This is a genomic window from Prevotella pallens, assembly GCF_900454935.1.
Taxonomy (GTDB): domain Bacteria; phylum Bacteroidota; class Bacteroidia; order Bacteroidales; family Bacteroidaceae; genus Prevotella; species Prevotella pallens.
This window is the reverse complement of record NZ_UGTP01000005.1, coordinates 21,671-48,071: the sequence shown is the minus strand read 5'-3', so window position 1 is coordinate 48,071 and position 26,401 is coordinate 21,671. Positions and strand designations below refer to the sequence as shown.

The following is a 26,401-nucleotide window of genomic DNA, read 5'->3' as shown; positions in this document are numbered from 1 at the left end:
CAAGCAATTTTATCACACTTAAAATTATAACATACAAATGAACAAAAAAATTACACTGATGATGCTCCTGTTGATGACTGCCGCCATAGGAGCATACGCACAAGGCAACGGTATTGCCGGTATCAATGAAGCTACAAAAATGGTAACCTCCTACTTCGATCCCGGCACGAAACTCATTTATGCCGTAGGGGCGGTAGTGGGGTTGATTGGAGGCATTAAAGTGTACAACAAGTTCTCAAGTGGTGACCCCGATACAAGCAAGACCGCAGCCTCTTGGTTTGGTGCGTGTATCTTTCTCATTGTGGCTGCCACTATCCTGAGAAGTTTCTTCTTGTAAGGCGATGGCTGCATTTGAAATCAACAAAGGTGTAGGTCGGACGGTAGAGTTCAAGGGCTTGAAAGCGCAGTACCTCTTCCTCTTTGCAGGAGGACTGCTGGCAGTCTTCATTCTTGTGGTCATTCTCTATCTCTGTGGCATCAGCCAAATTACCTGTCTTGTCATAGGCGTAGTGGGTGCCAGCCTTGTGGTATGGCAAACGTTCGCCATGAATAGAAAGTACGGGCAATACGGGCTGATGAAGAAAGGAGCAGTGCGTATGCACCCACGCTACCTTGTGAACCGCCGTACGGTCTGCCACCTTATCCGTAACCTTCAACCAAAGAAAGCGAAGAAATGAGAAATAAAAGCAAGATAACGACCCTTGAATCAAAGTTCCCACTGCTCTCCATCGAGCAGGGCTGTCTGGTGAGCAAGGATGCTGACATCACGGTGGCTTTCCGTGTGGAACTGCCCGAACTCTTTACCGTCACTTCTATAGAATACGAAGCAATGCACTCTGCTTGGCACAAGGCTATAAAAGTGCTGCCCAATTACAGCATCGTACACAAGCAGGACTGGTTCATTAAGGAAGACTATCAAGGAAAGCTCGCTGATGGCGGACTGAGTTTCCTTGCCCGTTCCTCTGAGCGGCACTTCAATGAGCGTCCGTATCTCCACCACTCAGTCTATCTCTTCCTTACCAAGACCAACAAGCAGCGTATGGCGCAGCAGAGCAACTTTTCTTCGCTCTGCCGTGGACACCTGCTACCAAAAGAGATTACCAACAAGGATGAAGTGATGAAGTTCATGGAAGCAGTGGACCAGTTCGAGCGTATCATCAACGATACCGAGCAGCTAAGGATTGTCCGCATGACAGAGGAAGAGTTGGTTGGTACAAATGAAAAGGGCGGACTCTTGGACCGTTATTTCTCCCTCTCGGAAGAAGGACACGCCTCGTTGGAGGACATCCGCTTGGGCGCAGACCTTGTGCGTGTGGGCGACAATATGCTTTGCCTACACACACTCTCCGACACGGATGACCTACCGACAACGGTCAGCACGGACAGCCGATACGAGCGATTATCCACCGATCGAAGCGACTGCCGCCTTTCCTTTGCCTCTCCCGTGGGTCTGATGTTGCCCTGCAACCATATCTATAACCAGTACCTCTTCATCGAGGATAGCGATGCCAACTTGGAACGTTTTGAGAAACAGGCAAGGAATATGCACTCGCTGGCACGCTACAGCCGTAGTAACCAAATCAACGAGGAATGGATACAGGAGTATCTCAATATTGCACACTCGCAGGGACTGACTTCTATCCGTGCCCACTTTAACGTACTGGCATGGAGCAGCGACAAGGAAGAACTTCGCCAGATCAAGAATGACGTGGGCTCTGCACTTGCTCTTATGGAATGCCACCCACGTCACAACACCATTGATACGGCAACACTCTACTGGGCGGGTATTCCCGGCAATGCGGCAGACTTTCCTGCTGAAGAGTCATTTTATACTTTCATCGAGCCTGCCCTCTGCTTCTTTACGGCAGAGACGAACTATAAGGATTCACTCTCTCCTTTCGGTATCAAGATGGCAGACCGCCTTTCGGGAAAGCCCGTCCACTTGGATATATCGGATTTGCCGATGAAAAAGGGAGTCATCACTAACCGTAACAAGTTCATCTTGGGACCTTCGGGTAGCGGCAAGTCTTTCTTCACCAACCACATGGTACGTCAGTATTACGAGCAGGGAGCGCATGTCCTCTTGGTTGATACAGGAAACTCGTATCAGGGACTGTGTGAACTTATCCACCGCAAGACCAAGGGTGAGGACGGCGTGTATTTCACCTATACCAATGAAAGTCCTATATCTTTCAACCCTTTTTATACGGATGATTATTTCTTCGATGTAGAGAAAAGGGAGAGTATCTGTACGCTGCTGCTTACACTTTGGAAGAGTGCAGATGAGCATATTACTAAGACCGAGGCAGGTGAACTTGGTTCTGCCGTCAACTCCTATATCGAGCTGATATGTGCAGACCATAGCGTTACACCCTGTTTTAATACTTTCTATGAGTATCTGCGGGACGTGTACCGAAAGGATATGGAAAAGCGTGATATCAAGGTAACGCTCTCGGACTTCAATATCAATAATCTCCTTACGACACTCAAGCAATACTATAAAGGGGGGCGTTACGACTTCCTGCTGAACTCGGACAAGAACATCGACCTGCTCTCTAAACGCTTCATCGTCTTTGAAATTGACCAAGTGAAGGACAACAAAGACCTTTTCCCAGTGGTAACGATTATCATTATGGAAGCCTTCATCAACAAGATGCGCCGGTTAAAGGGTATCCGCAAGATGATACTCATTGAGGAAGCGTGGAAGGCGATTGCTTCGGCAAACATGGCAGACTACATCAAGTATCTCTATAAGACGGTGAGAAAGTATTTCGGGGAAGCCATTGTTGTAACGCAGGAGGTGGACGATATCATTCAGTCGCCCATTGTCAAGGAAAGTATTATTAATAACTCTGACTGCAAGATACTGCTTGACCAGCGCAAGTACATGACCAAGTTCGACGGCATACAGGCGATGCTCGGTCTTTCGGAAAAGGAAAAGAGCCAGATACTCTCCATCAATCAGAACAACGACCCGAACCGACTCTACAAGGAGGTATGGATAGGGCTGGGCGGTATGCAGAGTGCCGTCTATGCCACAGAAGTGAGCATGGAGGAATACCTCACCTACACCACAGAGGAAACCGAGAAGGTGGAGGTGATGAACAGGGCAGCACAGCTCGGTGGAGATATCGAAACAGCTATTCGTCAGCTTGCCATAGAGAAAAGAAACAATAAAAAGAAATAAGTACAAACCATCAAAACTATAGTAACAATGAAAAAGTACATTTTCATGGCTCTCTTAGGATTGAGCCTTTCTGTTCCCAAAGCCCACGCACAGTGGGTGGTGACCGACCCCGGTAACTTCGCCGGTAACATCGTTAATTCGGTCAAGGAGATAGCGACTGCCTCGAAGACAGTGAAGAATACCCTTGACGGTTTTAAGGAAGTGGAGAAACTCTACAACGACACCAAGAAGTATTACGATGCCCTGAAGAAGGTGAACAACCTCATCGGCGATGCCTACAAGGTCAAGGAGTGTATTCTGATGGTGGGCGACATCTCGGAGATTTACGTCACCTCGTATAAGAAGATGCTCTCGGACAAGAACTTCCGCCCTTCGGAACTTGCTGCGATGGCTTCGGGCTATGCCAAGCTCTTGGAGCAGAGCGGTGAGAGTCTCAAGGAACTAAAGTCCATCGTTAAGAGTAATGTCTTCTCGATGAACGACCACGAACGAATGCAGTCCATAGACCGCATCTATACTACGCTGAGGGAATACCGCTCGCTCGTGTCATACTATACAAGGAAAAACATCTCTGTGAGCTATGTGCGTGCAAGGGAGAAGAACAACCTTGCCTCCGTTAAGGCGCTCTATGGTAATACGGCAAGCAGGTATTGGTAAATCCACAGACAAAAAAGGACTTGAAAAAACTTTCATAAAAAACTTTTGCTTATGGATTTTGCCAGTTTACACGAGCTGCTACGCTCAACCTATGACGAGATGATGCCGCTCTGTGCCCAGATGACGGGCATTGCCAAGGGTATTGCAGGCTTGGGTGCGCTCTTTTACATTGCTCTTCGGGTATGGGCTTCCATTGCCCGTGCCGAGGCGATAGATGTCTTTCCCTTGCTACGCCCCTTCGTGCTGGGCTTCTGCATCATGTTCTTCCCGACAGTCGTACTCGGTACGATGAATGCCGTTCTCTCGCCCGTAGTGCAGGGAACGGAGATGATGGTACACCAACAGGAGGGGAACCTTGCAGAGCTTACTGCCAAGCGAGACAAGTTGCAAGAGGAAGCCTACCTTAGAAATCCTGAAACAGCCTACCTTGTTTCCAACGAGAAGTTCGATGAGAAGATAGAGGAAATGGGCATCATCGGACCTGAAGATGCCGTGACGATAGCGGGTATGTATGCCGAGCGTGCTGCCTATCAGACCAAGCAGTGGGTGATGAAAATGGTGCACGACCTCTTAGAACTCCTATTCCATGCTGCAGGGCTTATCATCGACACGCTGCGCACGTTCATGCTCATCGTCCTTTCCATTCTCGGTCCGATAGTCTTCGGCATTGCCGTGTGGGATGGGCTGTCGGGTTCGCTCACGGCATGGTTCTCACGCTATATATCGGTCTATCTGTGGCTGCCTGTTAGCTCTATTCTTACGGCACTGCTTACAAAAATACAGGTGCTGATGATAGAGAAGGATATTGAAGCACTCAGTGACCCTAACTACCTGCCTGATTCGGGGACGTGGTACTACATCGTCTTCTTCCTTATCGGTATTGTAGGCTACTTCTGTGTACCTACTGTGGCAGGCTGGATTATCGAAGCTGGAGGTGGTATCGGCTCATACGGTCGTAATGTCAACCAGACAGCACAGCGTGGTGCGCAAGGCGCATATACTGGTGGCAAGGCTGCTATGGCTGGCGCAGGTGCTGCTGTGGGAAATGTCGGTGGACGTATCAAGGGAGCACTGCTCAAAGGAAAATAGAAATCGAACAACTATGCTTAATTAATCAACAGATATAAAAGAAAAATGGAATTCAAATCACTTGGTAATATCGAGACTTCATTCAGGCAGATAAGACTCTATGCCTTTGTCTTTGCCATCGTCTGCGTGGCAGTAAGCGGTTATGCCGTCTATGCCTCGTACAGCTTCGCTAAGGAGCAGCGGGAGAAAATCTATGTGCTTGACCAGGGAAAGTCACTCATGCTTGCCCTCAGTCAGGATGCAAGTCGTAATCGTCCCGTAGAGGCAAGGGAACACGTGCGTCGCTTCCATGAGCTGTTCTTCACCATTGCGCCTGACAAGGATGCCATCGAGAAGAATATGGAGCGTGCCTTTGTGCTGTGTGACAAGTCGGCTTTCAACTATTACAAAGACTTGGCAGAGAAGGGCTATTATAACCGTGCCATATCGGGTAATGTCAATCAGCGCATAGAGGTGGACTCTATCCACTGCAACTTTAATACTTACCCTTATGCGGTAACGACCTATGCAAGGGAGTTTATCGTCCGTCAGAGTAATGTTACAGAGCGCAGTCTTGTTACGACCTGCACGCTGCAGAACTCTGTCCGTTCGGACAACAACCCGCAAGGCTTCTTGATGGAGAACTTCCTTGTGAAGGAAAACAGGGATATACAGACTTATAAACGATAAGGCTATGGCAAGGAAAAGAAACTTTTTACTCTCACGTCACTATCTGCGCTTTCACCTGTGGCTTCGCCATCGGTGTGAACGGCTCACGATAAGGCAGAGAAAGGAAATCGTCTATGGGCTGAGCTTCATCTATCTGCTCTGCTCACTCTGGATGATAGCGCAGTTTTTCCTTCCTCCAAAGAAGGAAAAACTACCCATCCCCATGGGAAAGCTGACAGACAGTCCGATACGGACGGACAGTACTTTACAAGAGTTACACGGCAATTTTTACCTACAACATCATCAAACAATCAAAGAAAATGGATAATAAACAGAAAGAACAAATGAAGAAAGGCTTGGTCTTCGGAGGATTAGGACTGCTGTTTGCCCTCTCGATGTGGTTTATCTTCGCACCATCGGGCAAGGATAAGACTGCTGCGGAGCAGGGACTCAATGACAGCATCCCGCAGGCAACGACAGAAAAGCTCACCGAAAACAAGCTCAAAGCCTACGAATTGGGCGACAAGGCACACGAGGAGGAACAGACCCGCGAGGAGATGGGCAGATTATCGGACTATTTCGCACAGAACACTGCTCCATCAGAGGAGCAGCGCGCAGAGACAGCTGCTTCTACGGCAAAGATAGAAAACTCCATGCATCGTTATGAGGAGAACAATCGGCTCTTAAACTCCTTTTACGCTCCCGATCCACACGAGCAGGAGCGTGAAGCCTTGCGTTCGGAGATTGATAATCTAAAGAAAGAACTATCTCAAAAGGATAGTAAGGAGGACAATGAAGAGAAACGGCAGCTTGCCTTGATGGAAAAGAGCTATCAGATGGCAGCGAAGTATCTACCCAAAACATCAACTCCACCTACCTTCACTAATGGTCTGACGGCAGGAAAGGAGAAGATGGAAGACACTACAGGTGGCTCTGAAGCTGCTAAGGGCAAGACTATGCAGAATGAAAAGCCTGCAATGGAAATTCTGCCGGAGCGTAGGCAGATAGTATCTTCACTTGATCAGCCTATGAGCGATGTGTACTTTATGGAGGAATACGGCAAAAAGGCTCGTAATATGGGCTTTCATTCGCTCGTAAGCACGGCTGTACCTACAATGCGCAATACGCTCAAAGTTGTAGTGGACAGGACTACTGTTCTTAAGGAGGGTGATAATGTTGTACTCCGTCTGATGGAAACTGCCAAAGTGCAGGGACTGCAAATTCCACGGCAGAGCCGACTCATAGCAGTCGCTAAGATAGAAGGTAATCGTATGCACCTGCTTATCAAAAGCATTGAGGTGGACGGACATATCATAGCCGTCAAACTCTCGGCATACGACATGGACGGACAGGAGGGTGTGTATATACCAGGTTCGGAGGACATCAATGCGCTTAAGGAAGTTGGAGCGAACATCGGCGGTTCAATGGGAACCTCCTTTACCTTCGCTTCCTCTGCCAAGGACCAGATTATCTCCGAGGCTGCCCGTGGGGTGATGCAGGGTGCAAGTCAGCTGCTTCAGAAGAAACTGCGCACCATCAAGGTAACACTCAAGGGTGGTTACCGCCTTCTCTTGGTTCAGTCCAAATAAAACAATCGAAAAAGATAAGTAAAAAACAACATCAAATCAATAACAACAATGAAGAAAATTATTTTATCAATGGCTATGCTTGCCATGGTGGGAGCAACAGCCACAGCACAGGAAAACAATGATGGTCTGACACCAAGCCGTCCGCTTACTTCGGGAGAGCTCTTTCAAGGTATGAGCCGTGCCATACCAACGGGGCGTGTCGTACTGCCGTATGGTCTTGACGTTACCTTTGATAAGACCGTGCATCTTATCTTCCCTTCTACCATTCGCTATGTAGACTTAGGATCACAGAACATCATTGCAGGAAAGGCGGAGGATGCTGAGAACGTACTACGTGTAAAGGCTTCAGTGAAGGACTTTGAGACGGAAACCAATATGAGTGTCATCTGTGAGGACGGCTCATTTTACGCTTTTAATGTAAAATATGCCGATGAACCGGAAAAGTTAAGTATCGAGATGAAAGACTTTCTCTCTACAACAGAAGGCAGGCTGCCAAGCAATCGCTCTGACATTTACTTTAAGGAACTTGGCAACGAGTCGCCCGTATTAGTAAAACTGATGATGCAGACTATCTATCAGAATGACAGACGCTGCATCAAGCACATCGGTGCACAGCAGTTCGGCATAAAGTTCCTGCTTCGTGGCTTATATGCCCATAACGGCTTGCTGTATTTCCACACCCGTATGGAAAACGGTACGAATATGCCTTACTCGGTGGATTTTATCACCTTTAAGGTTGTAGATAAGAAGATGGCAAAGCGCACCGCTATACAAGAGCAGCTGTTGCAGCCGCTTCGTGCCTATCATCAGGTGATGCAGGTGCGTGGCATGAGCAGTGAACACACTGTGTTTGCGCTCGAACAGTTTTCTCTTGCAGAAGACAAGCAGCTTGAAGTGACGCTCTATGAGAGAAATGGCGGTCGTACGCTGACTTTTCATGTAACGGCAGAAGACCTGCAGATAGCAAAGAAGATTGATAACCTCAAACTGAAATGGTAATGAAGAAGAACAATATAATTTTGACAGTATGCGTTGCGGTGGCTATGACTTTCAGTCTGCCATCGCAGGCACAGCGACTGATACCCAAGCAAAGGGGCGTAGAGGTCGTGGGAAGTGTTCCACTTATTAAGGGAGAAAAGTTTCTTGCAGCTGACAATTTCGGTATGGGAGCATCACTCACCCGATATCTGGGACGTGAGAATTATACCTTTGTTATGGCAGAGTATGAACAGCAGAATATGCCGTACAGAAGTTATAACGTAAAGCTCAAGGATGCATTTTTGCACTTGGGCTATATGCACCCGATTGTCTCCGACAATGGCAAGAATGTATTTCTCTATGGTGGCATATCCGCCTTGGGTGGCTATGAGCAGCTGAACGAGGACAAGAAGCTGCTGCCCGATGGGGCGACACTGCTCGACCGCTCCCGCTTTGTCTATGGTGGTGCCGTGCATGGCTCGGTGGAAGTGTTCCTGACGGACAGAGTTCTCTTTCTTGTAAAGGCGCAGGGACGTTTGCTCTTTGGAACGGACGTGCATCGTTTTCGTCCGGCTGTTTCTGCAGGACTAAGGTTTAACTTTTAAGTAGAAAAAAAGATGAAGAAGATATTGAATACGATTTGGGTAATGGGCGTGCTGTCCCTTGCCGTGTTTTGCCTATTTGCTTGTGATAGGGATTTGGATGTTCAGCAGTCTTATCCGTTTACGGTGGAGACAATGCCGGTTCAGAAGGACATCATAAAGGGACAGATAGCTGAGATACGCTGCACACTGAAGCGAGGCGGTGAGTTTGCTGACACTCGCTATACGATACGTTATTTCCAGTCTGACGGCAAGGGCTTGCTAAGGATGGACAACAGCACAGTGTTCAAGCCGAACGACTGCTATCCGCTGACGAAGGATGTGTTCCGCTTATACTACACCTCGCTCTCAGCCGATCGCCAGACGATTGATGTATATGTGGAGGATAATTTCGGCAGGGTTCAGCAGCTGACCTTTAGTTTTAACAACGAGCGTGAGGAGGGCAAGGACAAGCCTGCATCTTCTCACCACTAAGAACGTAATTGATGCGAACGATAAATTCTTTCATTTTACTTTGTGTATTCTGCCTGTTCTGTCAGCCGACCCTTGCCCAGCGCAGGGTGCGGCTGGCAGACTTGCCACCTTTTGAGCGTGCAGTAGTTGTTGTTAAATATTTTGAGGGCATGCATGGCTGGAAGAATTATCCGTATGTTGGATATGGGCATCAGCTGCAACCAGGAGAACGTTTCACGGCAGATATGACGGAACGGCAAGCGGACTCGCTGCTCCGTGCCGACCTTTGGAAATGCTTTGAACACTTCAAAGGGTATGGTAAGGATGCCCTGCTGCTGACCTTGCTTGCCTACAATGTGGGTGTAGGGCGATTGCTTGGATATGGTAAGCACCCAAAGAGTAAGCTACTGCGAAAGATAGAGGCTGGAGATAGAAACTTCTATTGGGAGTATGTTTCGTTTTGCCGATATAAGGGTAAAGTTTTGAATGGGTTAGTCAAATGCCGAAAGGTTGAGTTTGCGTTGTTCTTTATCATCTGACTATATTAAACCAAGAATTATTCCTATGATGTTGTTTCTATTTTGCTGAAAAATTGTAACTTTGTATTACGATTAAATCGGATAAGCAATGAATAAAGAAACAAAAAAGGTACTCTTCGTCTTATTGAATGAGTACACAGATTGGGAAGGTGCTTTTCTCTCTACAGCCCTTCATGTTGGCGTAATACCAGGTAGTGAAATCAAGTACAGAGTGCATACAGTTGCTCCGACATTAGATGCAGTCTGTTCCATTGGTGGATTCAAAACGTTACCTGATTATTCTTTTGAGAATATGCCCAAAGACTATGCAGCCTTAGTCCTTATCGGTGGCAATCGATGGGATTCACCTGAAGCAGAACTTGTTGCGCCATTGGTACAAGAAGCATTGGATAAGGGTAAAATAGTAGGAGCGATATGCAACGGAGCATCGTTTCTGTGTGCTCATGGCTTCTTGAACAACGTAAAACATACGGGTAATGGTCTCGACCAACTTAAACAATGGGGTGGTGAAAGATACACGAACGAAACAGGATATGTGAACGCACAGGCTGTAAGTGATAAAAACATCGTTACAGCAAATATTACTGGTCACTTGGAGTTCACTCGTGAAATGCTCTTACTTCTGAAAGCCAATACCTCGGAAAAGATTGCAGCTTGGTATGACTTTTATAAGAATGGATTTGTAAAATAGTAGTCATACTACTAAATAAAATTGATGCGTGGAGTACATCGTCTCCACGCATCAATTTTATAGTTAGCAATCACACATACATCTTATTTTATGGATGCGGTTCTGGCTGAGGTCCTGGATTGGGATGTTCCTCACCAGACTTCTTGTCAGGTGCTGAAACACGTTCGTAGCTCACGCCAGTAAGTGTAAAATACTTCTTTGAAGGGGTGAGATGTACCACAGGTTTCGTAATATGAACCTTTGGGTTGAACTCCGTTTTTCCCTTCTCAACCAATTTACTCTGGAAAGAAGGTGTAAGTGTCCCGATGTCTCCGAAGTCTACAATGTCTCCGTTCTCAACGTGCTTCTTTGCTATCTCAGCTGCAAGTCTGAGAACAGCCTCAACTTCTGCACCTGTGAACGTTGTAGCGTGTGCCACTTCATCACAGAAACTACGATGATCAACTCTCTTTCGTCCTGTAGGATGAGCCTGCACAACGATTTTCCCTTTCAAATTTCCAACTGTTCCTTTACGCTCCTTTAGCGTATAAGCAATGGGTCTGTTCGCCATAGTCATTAGTGTTGCCCCCGATTGTTAAGCCTTTGGAGGCTGGGGCTTTATCCTCCTCAGGCTTGTTAGTAGATTTATATCACAAAGGTAAGAAAATTCTTGACTATCTCCAAGAAAAAACACATACTTTTTTTGACAATTATCAACCCTTTTTCGCAAAAGGGTTCACCTAAACGAGTAAAACTATCTACCTATTATCAGAAAAAGGTCTACCTTTTCCGTCAAAAGGGTCTACCTTTTCAATTAAAAAGGTCTACCTTTTTCGGCAAAAAGGTAGACCCTTTTTGAAGAAAGTGGCAATTCTCTTTTGTAAATTTGGATATGGTTAATTAATAACCCTAATGAGAATATGCGGTATTTGGATTTCACTTTGTCCGCCGATTTTCAATTCGTCCGCATAGTTATAGATGATGTTTTTCAATCTCTGCTTTCATATCTCTGATAATTTAATGGTTCATACTTTATGCTGTTGCTTTTATTCTTCGGCTTATAAGACCTCGATTGGCGTTGACAAGGTTTACTATCTGCTCGTGGTATTCTGTATTCTTGTTGCATACCCCACGACTTTGCACCACCTCCAAAGTTTGTAATGATACTTCAATAGTTTCTATTCGCTTGCCTTCAATGGTAGCCGAAAGGATAAGGGAGTCCTCCTTGAGGTAATAGGCGTTGGAAAATACGCAATGGTGCATTGATACACCTTCTTCCAAATGTTCTTGCACGCTCTCCAATACGTGGACTTGGATAGTGCCGTCCGTGAAACAGATACCGAAAAATTTGGATTTTAGTTCCTTGAAACGTTTTTCGTCTTCCATTGCCTTCTTTTGCTTCTGTCTTATCTCCACCTGTTCACGCTGTCTGAGAAGTTCCTCGTGTCTGCGGTCGTGTTCGCCTTTAAGGTCTGTGGGACATAAATATTTTGGATTATGAATATCCTTACCTAATCTTCTAAGTGTATCTACATAATCACTCCAAAGAGAAATGTCTGCTATCTCATAGCCGTTACGGACTGCAATCTTGTAGGACTGCCATAGTTCCTCAAAAGTCCTCCTGTTACCAAGAAAGTAACGTAAATGGTCTGTGCTACCTGCCTTTAGCAATGTTTCCACACGGCTGTCTGTAAGTAATGCAGGAATAAACTTAGTAGGCACGATGCCATAGAAATTATCCTTAAAACCATTTCTACGAAGTATGTCTGTAACCTTGAACTTCGGATATATCGGTGAGTAGGCAATATGCTGATAGGCTTCATTATCGTTGCGGATTGCCATAGGGCTATAATAGGAAAAGGTATCAACATAGTGTCCCAATACCCTCTGTATGGCAACCACAGCTTTTCGTCCCTGCGTATTCCACCAATATTGCCCAATCTCAATTATAGAAGTCTGTGCTTTGTAACCTTTCTCCATACCCACAATAAGTAGGAACATACGTAATACTTGAAACTCTCCACAAGTGGTAAGTAAGGTGAAATACTGCTTCTGCTGCAACTTGCGCTCGTATGTTTCCTTGACCTGCAACTTTGCCCTACAATGAGGGCAAGTACAAGTTTCTCTATGTTTGTTCATGACCCAACTATGCCCACAATCCATACAAGTGGTGCGACCTTTTGGCAAATGGTAGGCGAAGTGGTCTATACACTCACGGAATGCCCACTTACTTTGTTGCTTGGTTATCGGGCGAAGATGCTTGCTTTGTTCCAAAACTGCCTTTTCAAATTTGTTTCTCGGTTTCATAGGCTTAAAAATCGAATAGTGATGGTTGTACTTGGGTTGCTGCGTTCTCAGTCTTTTTCACTCGTGCATTACGGCTCTGTAACTTGGCAAGTTCCTCACGCTGATATTGCTTAATGGCTTCTTGCCTTGCTTCGGCTTTTTCTTCCTCTGTGAGTTCTACAATGTGATTAACGGCAACTTGGCAAGAAATAGCCTTGCCGACCTCTATATCGTCTTCATCATAGTAGTGAACAGCCATAGAGAAGATTTCATCATCATCAAAGCCATTGCAACCGCTTTTCTGCACTTCATTAAGAATGTAGGTGATGCACTCCTCGATATTCTTGTTCGGTTTCATCAAGTTAGGGGCAAACAAGGGGTCTGTCATAGCACGTTGATTAAGATACTCGGCTATTGTCCGTGTGAAATGTTCTGTTCCTTTCATTGTCGTATATGTTTTGATGTTGTTAATACTTGGGAATTTCTACTATTTGATTGATGCGCCCATATAGGTAGGCTCTTAGGCTTGTTCTGTCGGGTGCGTAATACTCTGTCCATTGTCCGTACTGATTGACAAGGTATTTCTTCAGCACGTCAAAGAAGTCAAAGCGATAGCCTTGCAGTGGAACGGCTGTGCGGAAATAGGTGTTAGAGTTCACCGATTCACATAGCCAATTCTTTTCCTCACGGCTCATACACTCACCACGATTGAGTTTCACACGTAGGAGATATACTTTGCTATTACAAAGGCTCTCCAAAGGGGGAACGTCCCATTGTACAAACTTAATTGCCAACACTTGCTCACTTTTTTCAGCCACAGGGTTAATGCGGTAATGAGAGGAGGAGCTATATCCTTTTCTGTTCATCGAAGATGTTGTATTTACTTTTTGCTTATCCATAGCGACATTTTTTTTATGCGTCCAAAGATCGGAGTATGCTGATTCCTTTTTGTAGCAAAATAGAGGTAGCGGGGCGGGCTTACACAAGGTTTTGGCGGAAAATACTACCCGTAGGTGTGGAGATTTTCCAGACAAACCAAGCGGCACAGACCTTTTGAAAGCCACATGCCCCGTACTACCTTTGCGGATAAAAAGGGAGCAGCATCCGTCTCCTTGTCATCGCATATCGTGGAGCATAGGAAAAGAAGCAAAAGTGCAACGCCTGTAGTGGAAAATAGAAAAGGTGGCTATCTCAAAATGTGAGATAACCACCTAATGAACGATAAATGAAAGGTATTGCAGAGCCGTGCTTCTCAAAGCACGCAAAGCAGGATGGCACAGAGAATTGCCAGCCAGAAGAGAATGCTCAGCAGCGTAATTGTCACTTTTAGAATTACCCTGACTATAAAGCGTAGTATCAGAAAACCTGCAATGACTGACACGACAGTTACGACTTGCGGCGTTACCATCTTCGAGATGAGCCAAATGGCACCGATAACGACGGAAAGCAGGATAGCGAGTTCGATGAAGCGTGTCCAACCGAAGCGACGGACTTGCTTGGGAGAAGTCGGCTGCTGCTTGATATTATCGGTTTTGTTCGATGCGTCTGCCTTGATGAAGGCAGGTGTGTGGACATCTTGATTCATGATGATTGTATTCATATCGGGGCTTTTAATAGTTTCAAGAGCAGTTACAAGATATTCTGCCTCACAAAGCCAAGTGTTTGCCTAAACTCTTGGTGTGTGGGGAAGAATAGTTATCTTGGCTCTTGAAACTACAAAAGCTCCCGATGGTATTACATCAAGTCATGTTCTCACTATCGACAGTTGGCAGACCATTGACCTCAATGAGCAGAACGATTGTCCCTGTCAGTTCGGTGTAGAGTTTCTCATACTCTGGACTTGCACCAAAGTCGTCCGTCAGCTCATACTTGTCGAAAACACTTTGCACAGCCTTATTCTTCAGAAGCATTGGTGTTAGTCTTTCAGGAAGAGGAGAAGGCAGTTCTTTCTCGAACTCATTCTCTAAGACAGACACAAGCGTATCGTACTTGGAGAAATGCAGTCCTTGATACAGAACTTCGCTTGCCATCGTCTCCGCCTCTGGGTGAGAAAAACCTTGTGCTATAGCATCGCAGTAAATTGTCAATGCTTCATCTGCGCGAGCAGTTATAAACGTATTTTCATTCACTCTCTCTGGAAAATGCTCTCCGAGATACGCTTCCAACTTCAAACGGAAGTAGGAAAGCTCTTTCTTTGTTGTTGTCATAATCTTCTTGGTTTAGTGTTATACATTATTTTGAGTTGATGCCCATAGCAACATTGAACTTGTCTAACTTGCCTGCCAACTGTTCCATATCGTGTTCTATTTTCTTATTGGTTATACGGGCATAAATTTGTGTAGTTTTAATGTTGGTATGTCCCAGCATCTTAGAAACTGATTCCATAGAAACACCTTTACTCAATGACATTGTTGCAAATGTGTGGCGAGCCATGTGAAAGGTTAGGTCCTTTTTAATGCCACAAATATCTGCAATTTCCTTCAGATATGAATTGGTTCGCTGATTAGTTAGCATTGGGAATAGTTTACCATTACGATAGGTCTTGCCACTATACTTTTCGATGATATTCTTTGGAATATCCAATAAAAGAACATTTGTTGCAACACTCGTCTTTTGTCGTTTTGTCATTATCCATTGTTTGTCGTCAAGGGTCACAATGTTCTCGGGAGTAAGGTTGGCCACATCAATGTACGCCAAACCTGTGAAGCACGAGAATACGAATAAATCACGAACTAATTCCAAACGTTGTATGCCCAGGTTCTTATTAGCTATCTTCAAAATCTCTTCATCTGTTAAGAAACCACGATTGACTGGCTCAAGGTGAAAACGATGATTAAGAAAAGGATCATGATGGATTACCCCCATTTTTCTGCCTAAAATCGTAATTGTCTTGAAAGTCTTCATTGTCTTGGTAGCTGTATTTGGGTTCTGACCAACTACTGTGCGAAGATAAATATCAAAATCGTGTATGATGATATAGGTGAGTTCAGACAAGCGTATGTCCGAACGTTTGTACTTATCCTGCAAGAAAGTTGTGAAGTGTCGTTTGCAGACATTATATTTCTGAAAAGTGGCAGCACTTACAGATATGCCCACTTGCTTGGCAATATCTTTGTTGTGCTTATCGAAGAGTGTCATCATTGTTTCTACCTCTTCTTTCTTGCCGAGATACTCCGACTTGATACGTTCCAAAGAAATGGCATCTGTCATTTCCAACTTTTTGAAGATGGTCTGCAATCCACTTTGGATGTTATCTAACTCGAGATTAGTAGAAAGAGCCTCTGTAGTCCTTCCTTTCAGCCGTTCTTTTTCACTATCCCATTGCGACTGCTGAACGGCAATACCTGTTGAGCCAATGGAAAGTCGTTCGTTGTTGAGATAGATTCTCAACATCACGGGAGTTTTACCCTCCTTGTTCACATAGTTGCTTCTTAAATAGAAGACTGCTCTGAAAATGGTTTTCATTTGCGCTGCTGTTGTTTAATTGTAGCCATGGCAAGGAAAGTTGTAGCCAAAATTCAATAATTGTAGCCAGCTTCTGATAGAATTGTAGCCAAAAGATTGAATTATTAGCAGGATAAACTTCTGTAACCACGCTGCAAAGTTCGACATATTTATTTGAATAACAACAATTTGCGTGTACTCTATGCGTACTCTGTACGAACTCTTGGCTACAATTTTTATTTTGCCTCAAAAAGTGTAGCCAGATTGTAGCCATTGTAGAGTATTTAGGGAGTATTTACCCCCTCTGTACGTACTCTGATAAGAAGAATAGATATAAAAGAAAAGTATCATAACTACTTGTAGCTATGATACTTACGTTTTTGTTAGGATTTCTCTGTTGGTCTGTTCAGAGTACCTAAAGCGGAGAGAGAGGGATTCGAACCCCCGGTGCCTCTCAGCACGACGGTTTTCAAGACCGTTGTAATCGACCACTCTACCATCTCTCCAATGGTGATTACCATTTTGCAACTTAAACAAGTGTATTGTCTCAATTGCGAGTGCAAAGGTATAATGTTTTTTTGGAATAAAAGAAAAAAAATAAGATATTTTTCTATTTAAATATTTTTTAACGGGGTAGGGTAGTAGCTCTTCGCATTTATTGTTCGAATAATAACATAAAATATGAAAAGATATTAATGAATATAAAAACATGTAAAATATGAGATAAAAGACATTAGGTATTATTAATTTTATATGTAAATTTGTCTCCTAAAATAATAATAAAGATAGCATATTATGGATTTAGTACAACCTTACATTGCCATTGCCCTAAAGCTTGTTACGGGTATGATTGGTATATTAGTATTTCTGCGTATAGCAGGAAAGGCGCAAATGGCACAGATTACTCCACTTGACACTGTAAGTGCATTTGTTATTGGTGCTTTAGTCGGTGGTGTTTTATACAATCCCGATATGTCAATATGGCATATTCTCTTTGCTTTAACCGTGTGGACGCTATTCAATATGCTTGTTCGTTTCGCTATGCGGTCGTCGCGCTTACGCCATTTCATAAAAGGGGAGAGTGTTTATCTTGTAAAAGATGGTGCAATAAATTTTAAGAATTTCAAACGAAATAGTCTTGAAATGGAACAGTTCAGATTATTGTTACGACAGAAGGGAATTTTCTCTATGTTCGATACTGAAGATGTTATCTTTGAGACCAATGGTGCCGTAACTGTTCTTTCACCAAATCATACTGCGCCATCATTTTTATTAGTAAATAATGGAGCAATAATAGAAAGTACTCTTGCACAATGTAATCTATCAAAATCGTGGGTGCTGGAAAATATTATACGTAACGGATTTAAATCGCCAACAGAACTCTTTTGTATGGAATGGACACCTCGTAAGGGTTTCTATTTTGTAACATACGCTGGCGAAGTAAAACGTGGTGAAGAAGAAGTTTCTATAGACGATAGTAGCCACGTAGTATAAATACATTTATTCTGAAAAGAAATATCAAACAGAAATCTACATTGATGGATATATTCAACAATGTAGATTTCTGTTTTTTGTGCAGTTGAGATTAAAGATTGGAAGAAAGAGTTTATATACTATTTATCATAATCGGCGTTATGGAATTTTATATTATTTGGATTCAATATCTAATTAAACCATTTTCCAATCAACAATATCATTGTTTCTACAGAAATCCAAAAACTCCTGTAATGCTTGCAGTGAAGATTTCTCATCAATGAATCGTTCTATAGGAAATGAATATAAGCCTTGGCGACATTCATTCTTGTTAAGAACTGAAAATTTAAAATTCTTAGAAGCATACTCCTTATCCATGACGATATTTTTAATATCCCAAACCGAGTTTTTTACCTTCTGAGGTTTCTTCTCAATAATAAAGAGAAGCTTAGATGCAGAGTTCTCTTCTGAAGCAAAACTATCGATTTTAGTATGGGAAGCACCTTCCATTTCAAAATAACCAGTATCAGAATATTGAATTATACTTAAAGCTATCCAATCTCCATTTTCTTCCTTTTTTTCTCCAATATAATACTCCATTAAATATGGATAGATGAAATCCCATGCCCACATATTTTCAAAAATCTGAAGTGGAGCAAATTCACTTCGACCTTTTCTTATATCATTAGAAAAATATTTGGTAGCACCTTCAATCCGGGTATAGTTCAGCTTAACACTAATAAATTTTATCAAGTCTAACATTCTAGCCTGATATGAATATATGATTCTATGAGCTCTTCTTACATCACAAAGAGCCTCTTTTAACTCTTCAATATTTTCCATAATTTGATTTTATTATCTTTTAGTGTCCTAAGAGGTCTATATAGACCTCCTAAAATCATATAATTGTCAAATTATAAATTGCTTTTAATAATCTGTATTGTACTGTTTTTCATCTGTTTTCTATGAAGCGTTTTTAGCCAATTCACATGATATATTCGGTGGATAGTAAAAGCACTGATAAGATCATTCATCACTCTGATAATTCTTGAATCCTGGCATTCTTCTCTATAATTTATAGTTGCGTGAAGAAGGTTATACCAACTTGCAGTATAAATAGTATAACTTTGACCATCAACTTCTACAGTATCGTTATACAAAGATTCATTTCCACCAAGCGCAATAAACAATATTTTTTTATTAGTGTCTTCTAATCTTTCATTGCATAATGCTTTCAACTCTTTTTTCCATTGGTCTTTATTTTGCAAGACCAAACTGTCATGTTTCTTTGCTTCAATGATTATATCATATTTGTCAGTTTCAATCCAAACATCAGGTTCTACGAAATTAGAATTACTTGTTCCCAAAGCATTCCATCTTGCCCAAAAATGAAAGCTAATTATGTTACCAAGATTCAAAGTTAAATTTGATTTCATACCACATGCCTGACTAAGCAACTTCCATATAACTTCATTTGGAAGGTACTGCATAAGACCTATTACAGAAGATGTTAAAGTATCTTCCGAAGGTCTAAAATATGGATCTTTAAACGAATCCTTAAGTTTATTATTTAATAGAGCTTGAAGCATACAATTATAGATATTTTCAGCTACATAAAAAGAAATTTATAAAAGATTTACCGTCTTGTTTAAGCCGTGAACCATATATAAAATTACAGCTGCAAATGTAGTTATTTTTTCTGATTCTTCGTTCTTTTATTGTCTAAATTCCTTTCCTTTGTTTTTAAGTTAATTGTCGTGTGCCTTTATATAGTTATTTAGAACAATATGAATTGCAAATTAGATAGAAAAGTACAATACACATATCGTTTACTATATGCTTTTTATTTCATTGCTTACTACTTCTTTTCTGGTTTTAGTGGATACTCTTTTTCTACAATTCGTTTGATTATGTAATTGCGAATTTCTATTGGAATTCCAATAATGAATATACATGGCAAGAATACGGGAAAGAAAAGATTACCAATAATGTTCCAAGTATTTCTCATAAGTCCTTTATTCAGTTGCCAAAGTGGTTCCATATCAAGAATTGTTTGTCCAAAAATTACGCCCCAAAGAACTATCAACAATAAAATACTGCCCACTACATAAATATTTTTTGCACCACGATTAAACACCTCTATTCGCTTATTGCGTGGTACTCGCTCCAGTATTTTTATCTGTTTAGTAATCTGATTTATTCGTTCTTCTTTATCCATATTTTTTATTCCGATAAATCTATAATTTTACCAACTGCTTGTCCTATTATGTTTATATATGTTTTTGCATCTACAACTTGCATATTTTTATTAGATGCTTTACCTCCCAATGCCAAAGCTGGAACATAACCATAGCACTGTCCATATTGTAAAGCTGGTAATTTCCCTTTAATATTTAAATAAGGTAGAGAGTTAAAGTATTCCTTGTCTTTAATAGCCGTTTCATCTCCTAAAGTAAAGTTTAAAAGAAAATCCATATCTCCTAAAATTTCGCTTGTACATTTTCTTATATTTATAAACAAAATTCTATTTCCCTCATCAGGTGCAACTGTCCAGTTTTTATTTCCTTCCCAAATTAACAAATCGCCTAAAGCCGTAATACCAAATACTATAGAAGGTTCTAACAATTTATCAATGTAATCGAATACGAATTCGTACTCATCTGGATTAACCAACTGTATAAAACCATCTTCGAAAATACCAAAGCCCATATTTTGCCAGATGTTTAGCAGTTCTTCCGGTAGTAATCCTTTATATTTATTGATTGTTTTAATAGATACATCGCTATACTTGGTGTAGTTATTTTTATTTCTTTCGTCGAATGTTAATCGTGCCATAACCTTATCTTTTTGTTGAAATGTGTACAGTTGCAAATATAGTTATTTTTTTCTTATTTCTCTTTATTTTATATTTAAATGTTCTTTTCTTTAAGTTGCATAAAAATACATTTAAGAGGAATATATCTTAGACAAAGTTAAACTCAGAATAACTTTGATAATGATATGTTTAAAGAAATAGTTTTTTTGTTATAAACCATACATATTGTTTCTTCAACAAAAATAATAATAAAAAAAATAATTTTTATAATTATAAAAACTGGAAATTATAATTATAAAAATTATTTTTTTTATTTGAATTCGGTATAAGGATATATTGTTTTAAAAGTTGTTTGTGAGAGCTATATGTTTTTCGTGTCTTTATAGTTTAAAATCAATTAATTAGCGAAATCAAACTTTTCTTATGAGTATTATTTTGCTACTATTTTATTAGATGTTTGTATAAATTGATGCGCCTTCTTCTATAAGGTTTATTCCTTTTAAATTAGCAGATTCACAAAGCTTTTTAAATTGTTCTGTAACAATAATGTACGAGGTCTTTTCTTTCATTCTTACCATTAAAGAGTTCTGAATTGAATTCGGGACGATATATAATTGTTTTATTACTTTTATAATAGCAGAACCATATTTTTTAGTTTCAACGACCGATTTTTCCTCATCTAAACAAGGAACTATCTTAAGAATATTTGGAATGTAAAAGTTCCTGTTTGTGTTTCCATCTATATCGTTTATATTTGCTCTTAAAAATTGAACATCTTCCTCATATTCTTTGAACAACTTTACGAACTTTGAACTTACTAACGGTGTTCCAAATGTTGGCAAAACATCATAGTTATTCAAATAATTATCTATCTTGTCTACTTTATAGAATATTTCACTTTTTATTTCTATACGTTCTCCTTTTTCAAAGGCATTATATTGGATACTATTTTCTTCTGCATATTGAAGGTATATATCCCTTTTATAAAACTCGCTTAACTGATAATACATAATTTAATAGCATTTAATTTCACATTTCCGCAAACATAATTTGGGTTCTACTCAATAGCCTTTAATATTCTTTTCTCTAAATCGATAGGAAACCAAACTATTGAAAATTGATATCCGTTAAATTCTTCTCTTGTTATTGGTGTCTCTTTTTTTGTGGAAAAATGTCTTAATCGAAAATCACCATCTACTCCGAATATCATTTTTAAGTTATCGTAATTTGAATGCTTATATTTATCGTAGTTTTCTGTTTTGCCAATTATTCGCCATCTTTTTTTTACAACACCATCCCAAAATATTAGTAGTGGAGAAAACAAAATACCAGAGTTTACTATTTCGTCTATACTTGTTTTAGCAGAACCTATTTTTTTGAATATCTCTACCAAAACCGAAGAACTTGTCTCTATAACTCTTCCAAATGCAAATTCTTTATCTAAATCTTCATCAGATAATTTCATTTTTAAATCCCAATCGTCTTTGGACATAAACAATGGAATACAAAATATTTCTCCTGGATAAACAATAATTTTTTTCATAATTCTAATTATATTTAATATTCTTATATTCTGTGCTTCAAAACTCTTTTCTCTTGCATCTGTTCAATTATGTCTGAAAGAATTTTATTGATTAATTGATGTGCTTATTTAAGAATATAATCTTCAAAAGACTCGGCAAGAACATTTAATTCACCATTATCGTAATCTTGTAGTAAAACTTTTCCTTCTTTACTTATTCCAATTGGATTTCCTGCATAATCAGTTCCTATAATAAGCCAGTCTAAATGTTCATTTCCTTCTTCCCGAAATCTTTTGGTTAAACTAATTATTGAATCTTCTCCCATCAGTTCGGAATTGTGGAGACCATATATTTCTTTATTTTTTATTAGAGACCCTCCAAAGTTAAGCAAGAAATAAACATAATCTTTATCAAACTTAATGCCTAATTCTTTCTCTGCATGGGCTATTTCATCTAAATTAGATGGTGTTCCTTTTGCAATCATATTATTTGCGAAGAAATCGTTGATTTTTTCTATTGTACTCTTTTCCATTTAGTTATGTTGAAGTATTTATATTCTAATAATGCGAATTATCTTTTCTTTAGTACCAGCTTTGGTCTGTACTAACAAAATTCCTTTCGCAATTGTTTAAATCTATTCCGTTTTGTATTAACTCCAGCCCATTTTTTATTTAGAGAGGTATTGCAAATATTTCTAATTTTATTCAGCTATAGAATAAGATATTACCAAAATGACTGGGAGGTATTATAAAAACCAACATTCAATTGTTCTTTTTCAACAATCTTTTTAAACAAATTGCTTACTATAATTTTAGATTTATATGTAGAATCTCGTACTATTAACAACTCTTCATCAACATTTTCTTTAATAATAATAGGTTCATCTACTATTTTATTTCCATCTGATAGAATTCTATAACCAGATTTTTCATAATCAATCACAGGCATAATTTGCTTTATTCTGCATAGAAAAAAGTTATAAGATTTATTGTTCAGTAGTATCTGACATGGGTAAAAACTAATTTTATCGGACAGATATAGCCTTGTTCTCTCTATAAATCTTTCTGAAAACACAGGAATACCACCAAAACGGGCATTTATTAAATAATCTGTTTGAGAAAGTAGTTTATGTGTGAATCCTTTTTGAGCTATTCCACTGAATTTTACATTTTCAAAATACCTCTTATCCTCAATATCAGAGAAAAAGTATTTTGCCATCTTGTCATAAGAACCATTCAGCTCTATAAGCGTATCTTTTTTATTTACTACTGTTGTTAAAAAATACCACATAAAAACACAATTTAATGACTACTATTTCTTGCATTGTTCAATCCCATTCTCGTATTATGTTCGAGAATCAATAATTCTTTTCTTGTCCGTTCAAGTATTCATTCTTCTATATTTGTACCGTTGAAGTAAATCATCTAACTTTTGTTTCATTAAAGCATTATATTCAGTATGAGGCTTTCCATTTAATTTAACCTCATAATGTACTGACCTTAATGGTAAACGGAATGAAGAAAGAATTATTGTTGCCCCTACTCTTCTACCGAAGATATTAAGTTTCTGCTTCCATACCTTATTATTATCAGAAATACTTATAAGGGTAAGTTGTATATAAATAGGGGTGAATGGAATTAACTTCATTAATAAAATTATCTATCAATGGTTTATCAATAGAGTTTTGTTTGTCCAACAACTTTTCTAAGTCTTGATATAAAAAAGCCATTTGTAGAAAACTACAAAACGAAATGTTTAAACATTTGAATTGGCTAATATTAGAATATTCTCCTTGATTATGATCGTAGAATAAAATTAAGTTGTTTTCTCTGTTTATAAACCATTCATCGCCTTGTCCAGAAGTGCCAATTATCCAAACTTTCTTACTTATATTTCCATAATTAGCTGTCAAATAGCGGTTCTCGCATAAAGCTTTCTCATATCCAAACACTTCAATGTCTGGCGTAATCTCTATACCTTCGTATTTTGAAACGAAAGACAGGTAGAACTTGTCTAATAAAGATGGTAGTTTATCTATTTTTCGAAGTTCTATCTTTCTCTGTTCCATCTTTTCTAATACTTCATATTTCGATAGTTTCTTAAAAAACATAATAAAGTTTATAGTTAATAGTTACCAATTTCTTTTACAATGTCTTCATACTTTCCTAACTGGCAGCGGAAAGATATAAAGTTAAAGAAGCCTTTACAGTTGTAAAGTTTACCATAGTTTGGGAACAATATAATATCTAATAATATCCCCATACTTATCTGGAGTAATAACTTTGTAACATGCAAACATATTTTCATCAACTATTGTTCTATACATTCCACCTAAATATTTCTCCTCTTTTAGATTAATAGCTTTATCTTGTGTCAAACAATTTGCCACAAGTTTTGTGCTAATAAGAATATTTGGTACAGAAAATCCAACATCGTTTATCTCGTCTACAGGATTTACCACTGTAATACATAAAAATAAGTTGTCTGCCTCTATATTATTTAAAGAATGTTTTAAGTGAAGTTTCAGATTGTATAGTAAGAATAAGGAACAATTAAGCAGACACACTGAAAAATCTTCACGTGCAATACTCTCTTGTAAAACATTTATCCTTTCATACCTGTCTATTATTGGTATTTCCTCAGATAAATTTGAACGAAACACCATATTTGATATCTCATTCAATTGTTTATTGGTATATATGTTTTCATATATACTCTTCATCATATTTTTCAACTGTGTTCTCTTAATCATTACTTTTTCTTGTTTCAAAAAGTCTCTTTATGACTTGCATATTATATTTTTGATAAACAACTTTATAACCCCTCTATTATCCACTTCTTTTTCCAGTTACTATATCTCTTTCGAGAGTCAATTAACCACTCTTCTCTACATTTTTTTAAAATATATTGATATTTCGAATTAAGGGCATCTTCTATTTCCACTTCAAGAATAGCAATTCTTTTTTTCATATCAATATTTACACTGGTAATTGTCATCTTAGGAAAGTCATCTTCAGAAGAAAAAACCTCAAACGATATAACATTTGGAAGTCCATTTTTTCTTTCCTTTTTTGTGCAATATTTATCAAAAATAGCCTTAATCTCCTCTTTTTGTTTATTTGTAATCTCTAAATCGGTGAGAGTTTCGTCATCTTCCAAATTATTACAATAAAGGTACCAATAATTCATAGCCTTATAGAATGAGACAAATCTCTCTTTAATAGTATCTTCAATAGATGTATCCATAATTTTAATTCTAATGTTAATTACTAAATTGTTTTGAATTCATTTTATTTCCATTGGTTGCAACTACGTCATACCCCCTTATTTTTGAAACTTAATCTTTTTGCCATTACATGTAATACCTTTTATAAAGGCCAAATCTATTGCATGTTTAGAACTGTTAAGAATGTATTCGTATAAACTGTTGTAGTCTTCAAAGTTAAATTCTAAGCTATAAAAACTTTTATCACTCAGTGGTGTGTAGAATGCTTCTTTTACTTTGGAAAGACCATACGAAGCCTGATTATCATCTGGAATAGTAACAGAAATCGAAATTTCAAATTCTTTATCTGAAGGGTAACGTCTTGCTCGTTTAAAAACGCCGATTCCATTTGTAGACCGGTAAGCTACCCATATTAAAAGACTCCAATCCTTTAAATCTTGAATATTGATCCGAGGAATAAGAGATTTTACATATTCACTTAATATTTTCCGTATAGAAGCAATATCAACATCCTCGTTTAGTCGAGGAATCTCAATCTTTAGCAACACTTTAACTTTATCATCCATAATTATTCCATATTATTAATGACCGCCTTTATTTGGTTTATAACGTTTATCTTTTTCCCGATTTAAAGGCAGTTTATGCCCCTACTCTACCATTTTTCTCTCCTTACGTTCCTTAAACACAAAAATATTGCACTTAATAATAGAAACAAAATGGGTTAAATATCAAGAACCAACAAGTCTTTAAAGATACACTTGCTATATTCTATAAAACGTTTATTTATTTTTATATTTTCTATATCTACGATGATTGTACTATCTTGAACTATAAATACGCAACTTTTATTTGTTATTCGCACAGACTTACAAGCATTATAACATATATCACCATTACATTCAGCATATAATCCGTTTAAGTCAGCCTCTGGATCGTCATCATTATCTAACATAATTGGTCTTTGAAACAATATATAATTCTTATAATTATATTTATCATCTGCAAAACCAACCATATAATAGTTGTCTTTGCTATTCTTTGTTGCTACAATAGTTTTTGCTTTAAATTCTAATTTAAACATAATATATAGTTTTTAGGGTATATTCTTAGGGTGTAACTTCTTGTTTTTATATAATACTGACAAACATTTGTTTAAAAATTTTTCTGAATATCGCTACTTAACAACCAAAAGGTGTTTGCTAAAGCCTAAGTAAGCCATGCT

Annotated in this window: 34 protein-coding genes and 1 tRNA gene; 14 read left to right on the top strand and 21 right to left on the bottom strand. The window is 39.3% G+C overall.

The annotated features are described in order from the left end of the window. Window positions 1-37: 37 nt before the first annotated feature. The 13 genes from DX009_RS12365 to DX009_RS12305 all read left to right on the top strand — a co-directional run bounded on the left by DX009_RS12365 (window position 38) and on the right by DX009_RS12305 (window position 10,433). Complete coding sequence (locus DX009_RS12365; RefSeq protein WP_018968340.1) at window positions 38-337, top strand: DUF4134 domain-containing protein; 300 nt, start codon at window positions 38-40, stop codon at window positions 335-337. Window positions 338-341: 4 nt separating this feature from the next. After that, complete coding sequence (locus DX009_RS12360) at window positions 342-677, top strand: DUF4133 domain-containing protein (protein WP_115084308.1); 336 nt, start codon at window positions 342-344, stop codon at window positions 675-677. Further along, window positions 674-3,187, top strand: coding sequence for a TraG family conjugative transposon ATPase (locus tag DX009_RS12355; protein WP_115084307.1), 2,514 nt, complete (start codon window positions 674-676; stop codon window positions 3,185-3,187). The genes DX009_RS12360 and DX009_RS12355 overlap by 4 nt, the downstream gene beginning before the upstream one ends. A gap of 27 nt (window positions 3,188-3,214) precedes the next feature. Beyond that, the gene (locus DX009_RS12350; protein ID WP_004378851.1) at window positions 3,215-3,844 is read left to right on the top strand and encodes a DUF4141 domain-containing protein; all 630 of its coding nucleotides are present in this window, start codon (window positions 3,215-3,217) and stop codon (window positions 3,842-3,844) included. Window positions 3,845-3,895: 51 nt separating this feature from the next. Further along, complete coding sequence (traJ, locus tag DX009_RS12345) at window positions 3,896-4,933, top strand: conjugative transposon protein TraJ (protein ID WP_115084306.1); 1,038 nt, start codon at window positions 3,896-3,898, stop codon at window positions 4,931-4,933. A gap of 45 nt (window positions 4,934-4,978) precedes the next feature. After that, on the top strand, window positions 4,979-5,602 hold the full coding sequence (traK, locus tag DX009_RS12340) for a conjugative transposon protein TraK (RefSeq protein WP_004353758.1): 624 nt from the start codon (window positions 4,979-4,981) through the stop codon (window positions 5,600-5,602). Between the two features lie 4 nt (window positions 5,603-5,606). Next, the gene (locus DX009_RS12335; RefSeq protein WP_084704695.1) at window positions 5,607-5,909 is read left to right on the top strand and encodes a hypothetical protein; all 303 of its coding nucleotides are present in this window, start codon (window positions 5,607-5,609) and stop codon (window positions 5,907-5,909) included. Further along, on the top strand, window positions 5,902-7,170 hold the full coding sequence (gene traM / locus DX009_RS12330; protein WP_115084305.1) for a conjugative transposon protein TraM: 1,269 nt from the start codon (window positions 5,902-5,904) through the stop codon (window positions 7,168-7,170). The genes DX009_RS12335 and traM overlap by 8 nt, the downstream gene beginning before the upstream one ends. 48 nt (window positions 7,171-7,218) lie before the next feature. Beyond that, complete coding sequence (gene traN, locus DX009_RS12325; protein WP_115084304.1) at window positions 7,219-8,169, top strand: conjugative transposon protein TraN; 951 nt, start codon at window positions 7,219-7,221, stop codon at window positions 8,167-8,169. Next, complete coding sequence (locus tag DX009_RS12320) at window positions 8,163-8,753, top strand: conjugal transfer protein TraO (protein ID WP_115084303.1); 591 nt, start codon at window positions 8,163-8,165, stop codon at window positions 8,751-8,753. Before traN ends, DX009_RS12320 begins: the two co-directional genes overlap by 7 nt. Before the next feature lie 12 nt (window positions 8,754-8,765). Continuing rightward, window positions 8,766-9,224 carry a DUF3872 domain-containing protein gene (locus tag DX009_RS12315; protein WP_115084302.1) on the top strand — a complete coding sequence of 153 codons (459 nt, stop codon included), beginning with the start codon at window positions 8,766-8,768 and terminating at the stop codon, window positions 9,222-9,224. 11 nt (window positions 9,225-9,235) lie between these two features. Next, window positions 9,236-9,742 (top strand): glycoside hydrolase family protein, encoded by a 507-nt coding sequence (locus DX009_RS12310; protein ID WP_115084301.1) that lies wholly within the window; start codon window positions 9,236-9,238, stop codon window positions 9,740-9,742. 88 nt (window positions 9,743-9,830) lie between these two features. Next, complete coding sequence (locus tag DX009_RS12305; protein WP_006045095.1) at window positions 9,831-10,433, top strand: type 1 glutamine amidotransferase family protein; 603 nt, start codon at window positions 9,831-9,833, stop codon at window positions 10,431-10,433. Between the two features lie 88 nt (window positions 10,434-10,521). Here the strand turns inward: DX009_RS12305 and DX009_RS12300 are convergent, their stop codons facing one another. From DX009_RS12300 to DX009_RS12265, 8 genes are all read right to left on the bottom strand, one after another. Next, complete coding sequence (locus DX009_RS12300) at window positions 10,522-10,983, bottom strand: HU family DNA-binding protein (RefSeq protein WP_004384181.1); 462 nt, start codon at window positions 10,981-10,983, stop codon at window positions 10,522-10,524. 461 nt (window positions 10,984-11,444) lie between these two features. Next, window positions 11,445-12,719, bottom strand: a complete 1,275-nt coding sequence (locus DX009_RS12295; RefSeq protein WP_115084300.1) for a PcfJ domain-containing protein — start codon at window positions 12,717-12,719, stop codon at window positions 11,445-11,447. 4 nt (window positions 12,720-12,723) lie between these two features. Then, window positions 12,724-13,143 carry a PcfK-like family protein gene (locus DX009_RS12290; RefSeq protein ID WP_115084299.1) on the bottom strand — a complete coding sequence of 140 codons (420 nt, stop codon included), beginning with the start codon at window positions 13,141-13,143 and terminating at the stop codon, window positions 12,724-12,726. A gap of 22 nt (window positions 13,144-13,165) precedes the next feature. After that, the gene (locus DX009_RS12285) at window positions 13,166-13,597 is read right to left on the bottom strand and encodes a hypothetical protein (protein ID WP_115084298.1); all 432 of its coding nucleotides are present in this window, start codon (window positions 13,595-13,597) and stop codon (window positions 13,166-13,168) included. Window positions 13,598-13,950: 353 nt separating this feature from the next. Beyond that, window positions 13,951-14,298 carry a hypothetical protein gene (locus DX009_RS12280; RefSeq protein ID WP_115084297.1) on the bottom strand — a complete coding sequence of 116 codons (348 nt, stop codon included), beginning with the start codon at window positions 14,296-14,298 and terminating at the stop codon, window positions 13,951-13,953. A 139-nt stretch (window positions 14,299-14,437) separates the two neighbouring features. Next, a complete protein-coding gene (locus DX009_RS12275; protein ID WP_115084296.1) occupies window positions 14,438-14,905 on the bottom strand; it encodes a DUF1896 domain-containing protein in 468 nt (155 codons plus the stop codon). Between the two features lie 25 nt (window positions 14,906-14,930). Next, window positions 14,931-16,163: a site-specific integrase gene (locus DX009_RS12270; RefSeq protein ID WP_115084295.1), complete on the bottom strand. Its 1,233-nt coding sequence runs from the start codon at window positions 16,161-16,163 to the stop codon at window positions 14,931-14,933. Window positions 16,164-16,563: 400 nt separating this feature from the next. Beyond that, window positions 16,564-16,648: transfer RNA gene (locus DX009_RS12265), tRNA-Ser, on the bottom strand. A gap of 289 nt (window positions 16,649-16,937) precedes the next feature. Between DX009_RS12265 and DX009_RS12260 the strand changes: the two genes are divergently transcribed. After that, window positions 16,938-17,636, top strand: coding sequence for a DUF421 domain-containing protein (locus tag DX009_RS12260; protein ID WP_115084294.1), 699 nt, complete (start codon window positions 16,938-16,940; stop codon window positions 17,634-17,636). Window positions 17,637-17,810: 174 nt separating this feature from the next. Here DX009_RS12260 and DX009_RS12255 read toward each other — a convergent pair whose 3' ends face one another. The 13 genes from DX009_RS12255 to DX009_RS12195 form a co-directional block, all read right to left on the bottom strand. Beyond that, window positions 17,811-18,458, bottom strand: coding sequence for a hypothetical protein (locus tag DX009_RS12255; protein ID WP_115084293.1), 648 nt, complete (start codon window positions 18,456-18,458; stop codon window positions 17,811-17,813). Between the two features lie 71 nt (window positions 18,459-18,529). Next, on the bottom strand, window positions 18,530-19,204 hold the full coding sequence (locus DX009_RS12250; RefSeq protein WP_115084292.1) for a hypothetical protein: 675 nt from the start codon (window positions 19,202-19,204) through the stop codon (window positions 18,530-18,532). Between the two features lie 269 nt (window positions 19,205-19,473). Further along, window positions 19,474-19,833: a hypothetical protein gene (locus tag DX009_RS12245; protein ID WP_115084291.1), complete on the bottom strand. Its 360-nt coding sequence runs from the start codon at window positions 19,831-19,833 to the stop codon at window positions 19,474-19,476. A gap of 5 nt (window positions 19,834-19,838) precedes the next feature. Then, window positions 19,839-20,450: a GAD-like domain-containing protein gene (locus DX009_RS12240; RefSeq protein ID WP_115084290.1), complete on the bottom strand. Its 612-nt coding sequence runs from the start codon at window positions 20,448-20,450 to the stop codon at window positions 19,839-19,841. Window positions 20,451-20,879: 429 nt separating this feature from the next. Continuing rightward, complete coding sequence (locus tag DX009_RS12235) at window positions 20,880-21,440, bottom strand: imm11 family protein (protein ID WP_115084289.1); 561 nt, start codon at window positions 21,438-21,440, stop codon at window positions 20,880-20,882. Between the two features lie 47 nt (window positions 21,441-21,487). Further along, entirely contained in the window at window positions 21,488-21,973 is a 486-nt protein-coding gene (locus DX009_RS12230) for an Imm26 family immunity protein (protein WP_115084288.1), read from the bottom strand. Between the two features lie 104 nt (window positions 21,974-22,077). Further along, window positions 22,078-22,485, bottom strand: a complete 408-nt coding sequence (locus DX009_RS12225; protein WP_025000905.1) for an SMI1/KNR4 family protein — start codon at window positions 22,483-22,485, stop codon at window positions 22,078-22,080. Between the two features lie 191 nt (window positions 22,486-22,676). Continuing rightward, window positions 22,677-23,243 (bottom strand): imm11 family protein, encoded by a 567-nt coding sequence (locus tag DX009_RS12220; RefSeq protein WP_115084287.1) that lies wholly within the window; start codon window positions 23,241-23,243, stop codon window positions 22,677-22,679. Between the two features lie 298 nt (window positions 23,244-23,541). Beyond that, window positions 23,542-24,021 (bottom strand): SMI1/KNR4 family protein, encoded by a 480-nt coding sequence (locus DX009_RS12215; protein ID WP_245944664.1) that lies wholly within the window; start codon window positions 24,019-24,021, stop codon window positions 23,542-23,544. Window positions 24,022-24,171: 150 nt separating this feature from the next. Beyond that, window positions 24,172-24,705 carry an Imm15 family immunity protein gene (locus DX009_RS12210; RefSeq protein WP_006046185.1) on the bottom strand — a complete coding sequence of 178 codons (534 nt, stop codon included), beginning with the start codon at window positions 24,703-24,705 and terminating at the stop codon, window positions 24,172-24,174. A 62-nt stretch (window positions 24,706-24,767) separates the two neighbouring features. Further along, window positions 24,768-25,199, bottom strand: coding sequence for an NTF2 fold immunity protein (locus DX009_RS12205; protein WP_115084285.1), 432 nt, complete (start codon window positions 25,197-25,199; stop codon window positions 24,768-24,770). Window positions 25,200-25,277: 78 nt separating this feature from the next. Next, complete coding sequence (gene imm9 / locus DX009_RS12200) at window positions 25,278-25,745, bottom strand: Imm9 family immunity protein (RefSeq protein ID WP_115084284.1); 468 nt, start codon at window positions 25,743-25,745, stop codon at window positions 25,278-25,280. 155 nt (window positions 25,746-25,900) lie between these two features. Continuing rightward, entirely contained in the window at window positions 25,901-26,260 is a 360-nt protein-coding gene (locus DX009_RS12195; protein WP_006046188.1) for an Imm10 family immunity protein, read from the bottom strand. Between the last annotated feature and the right edge of the window lie 141 nt (window positions 26,261-26,401).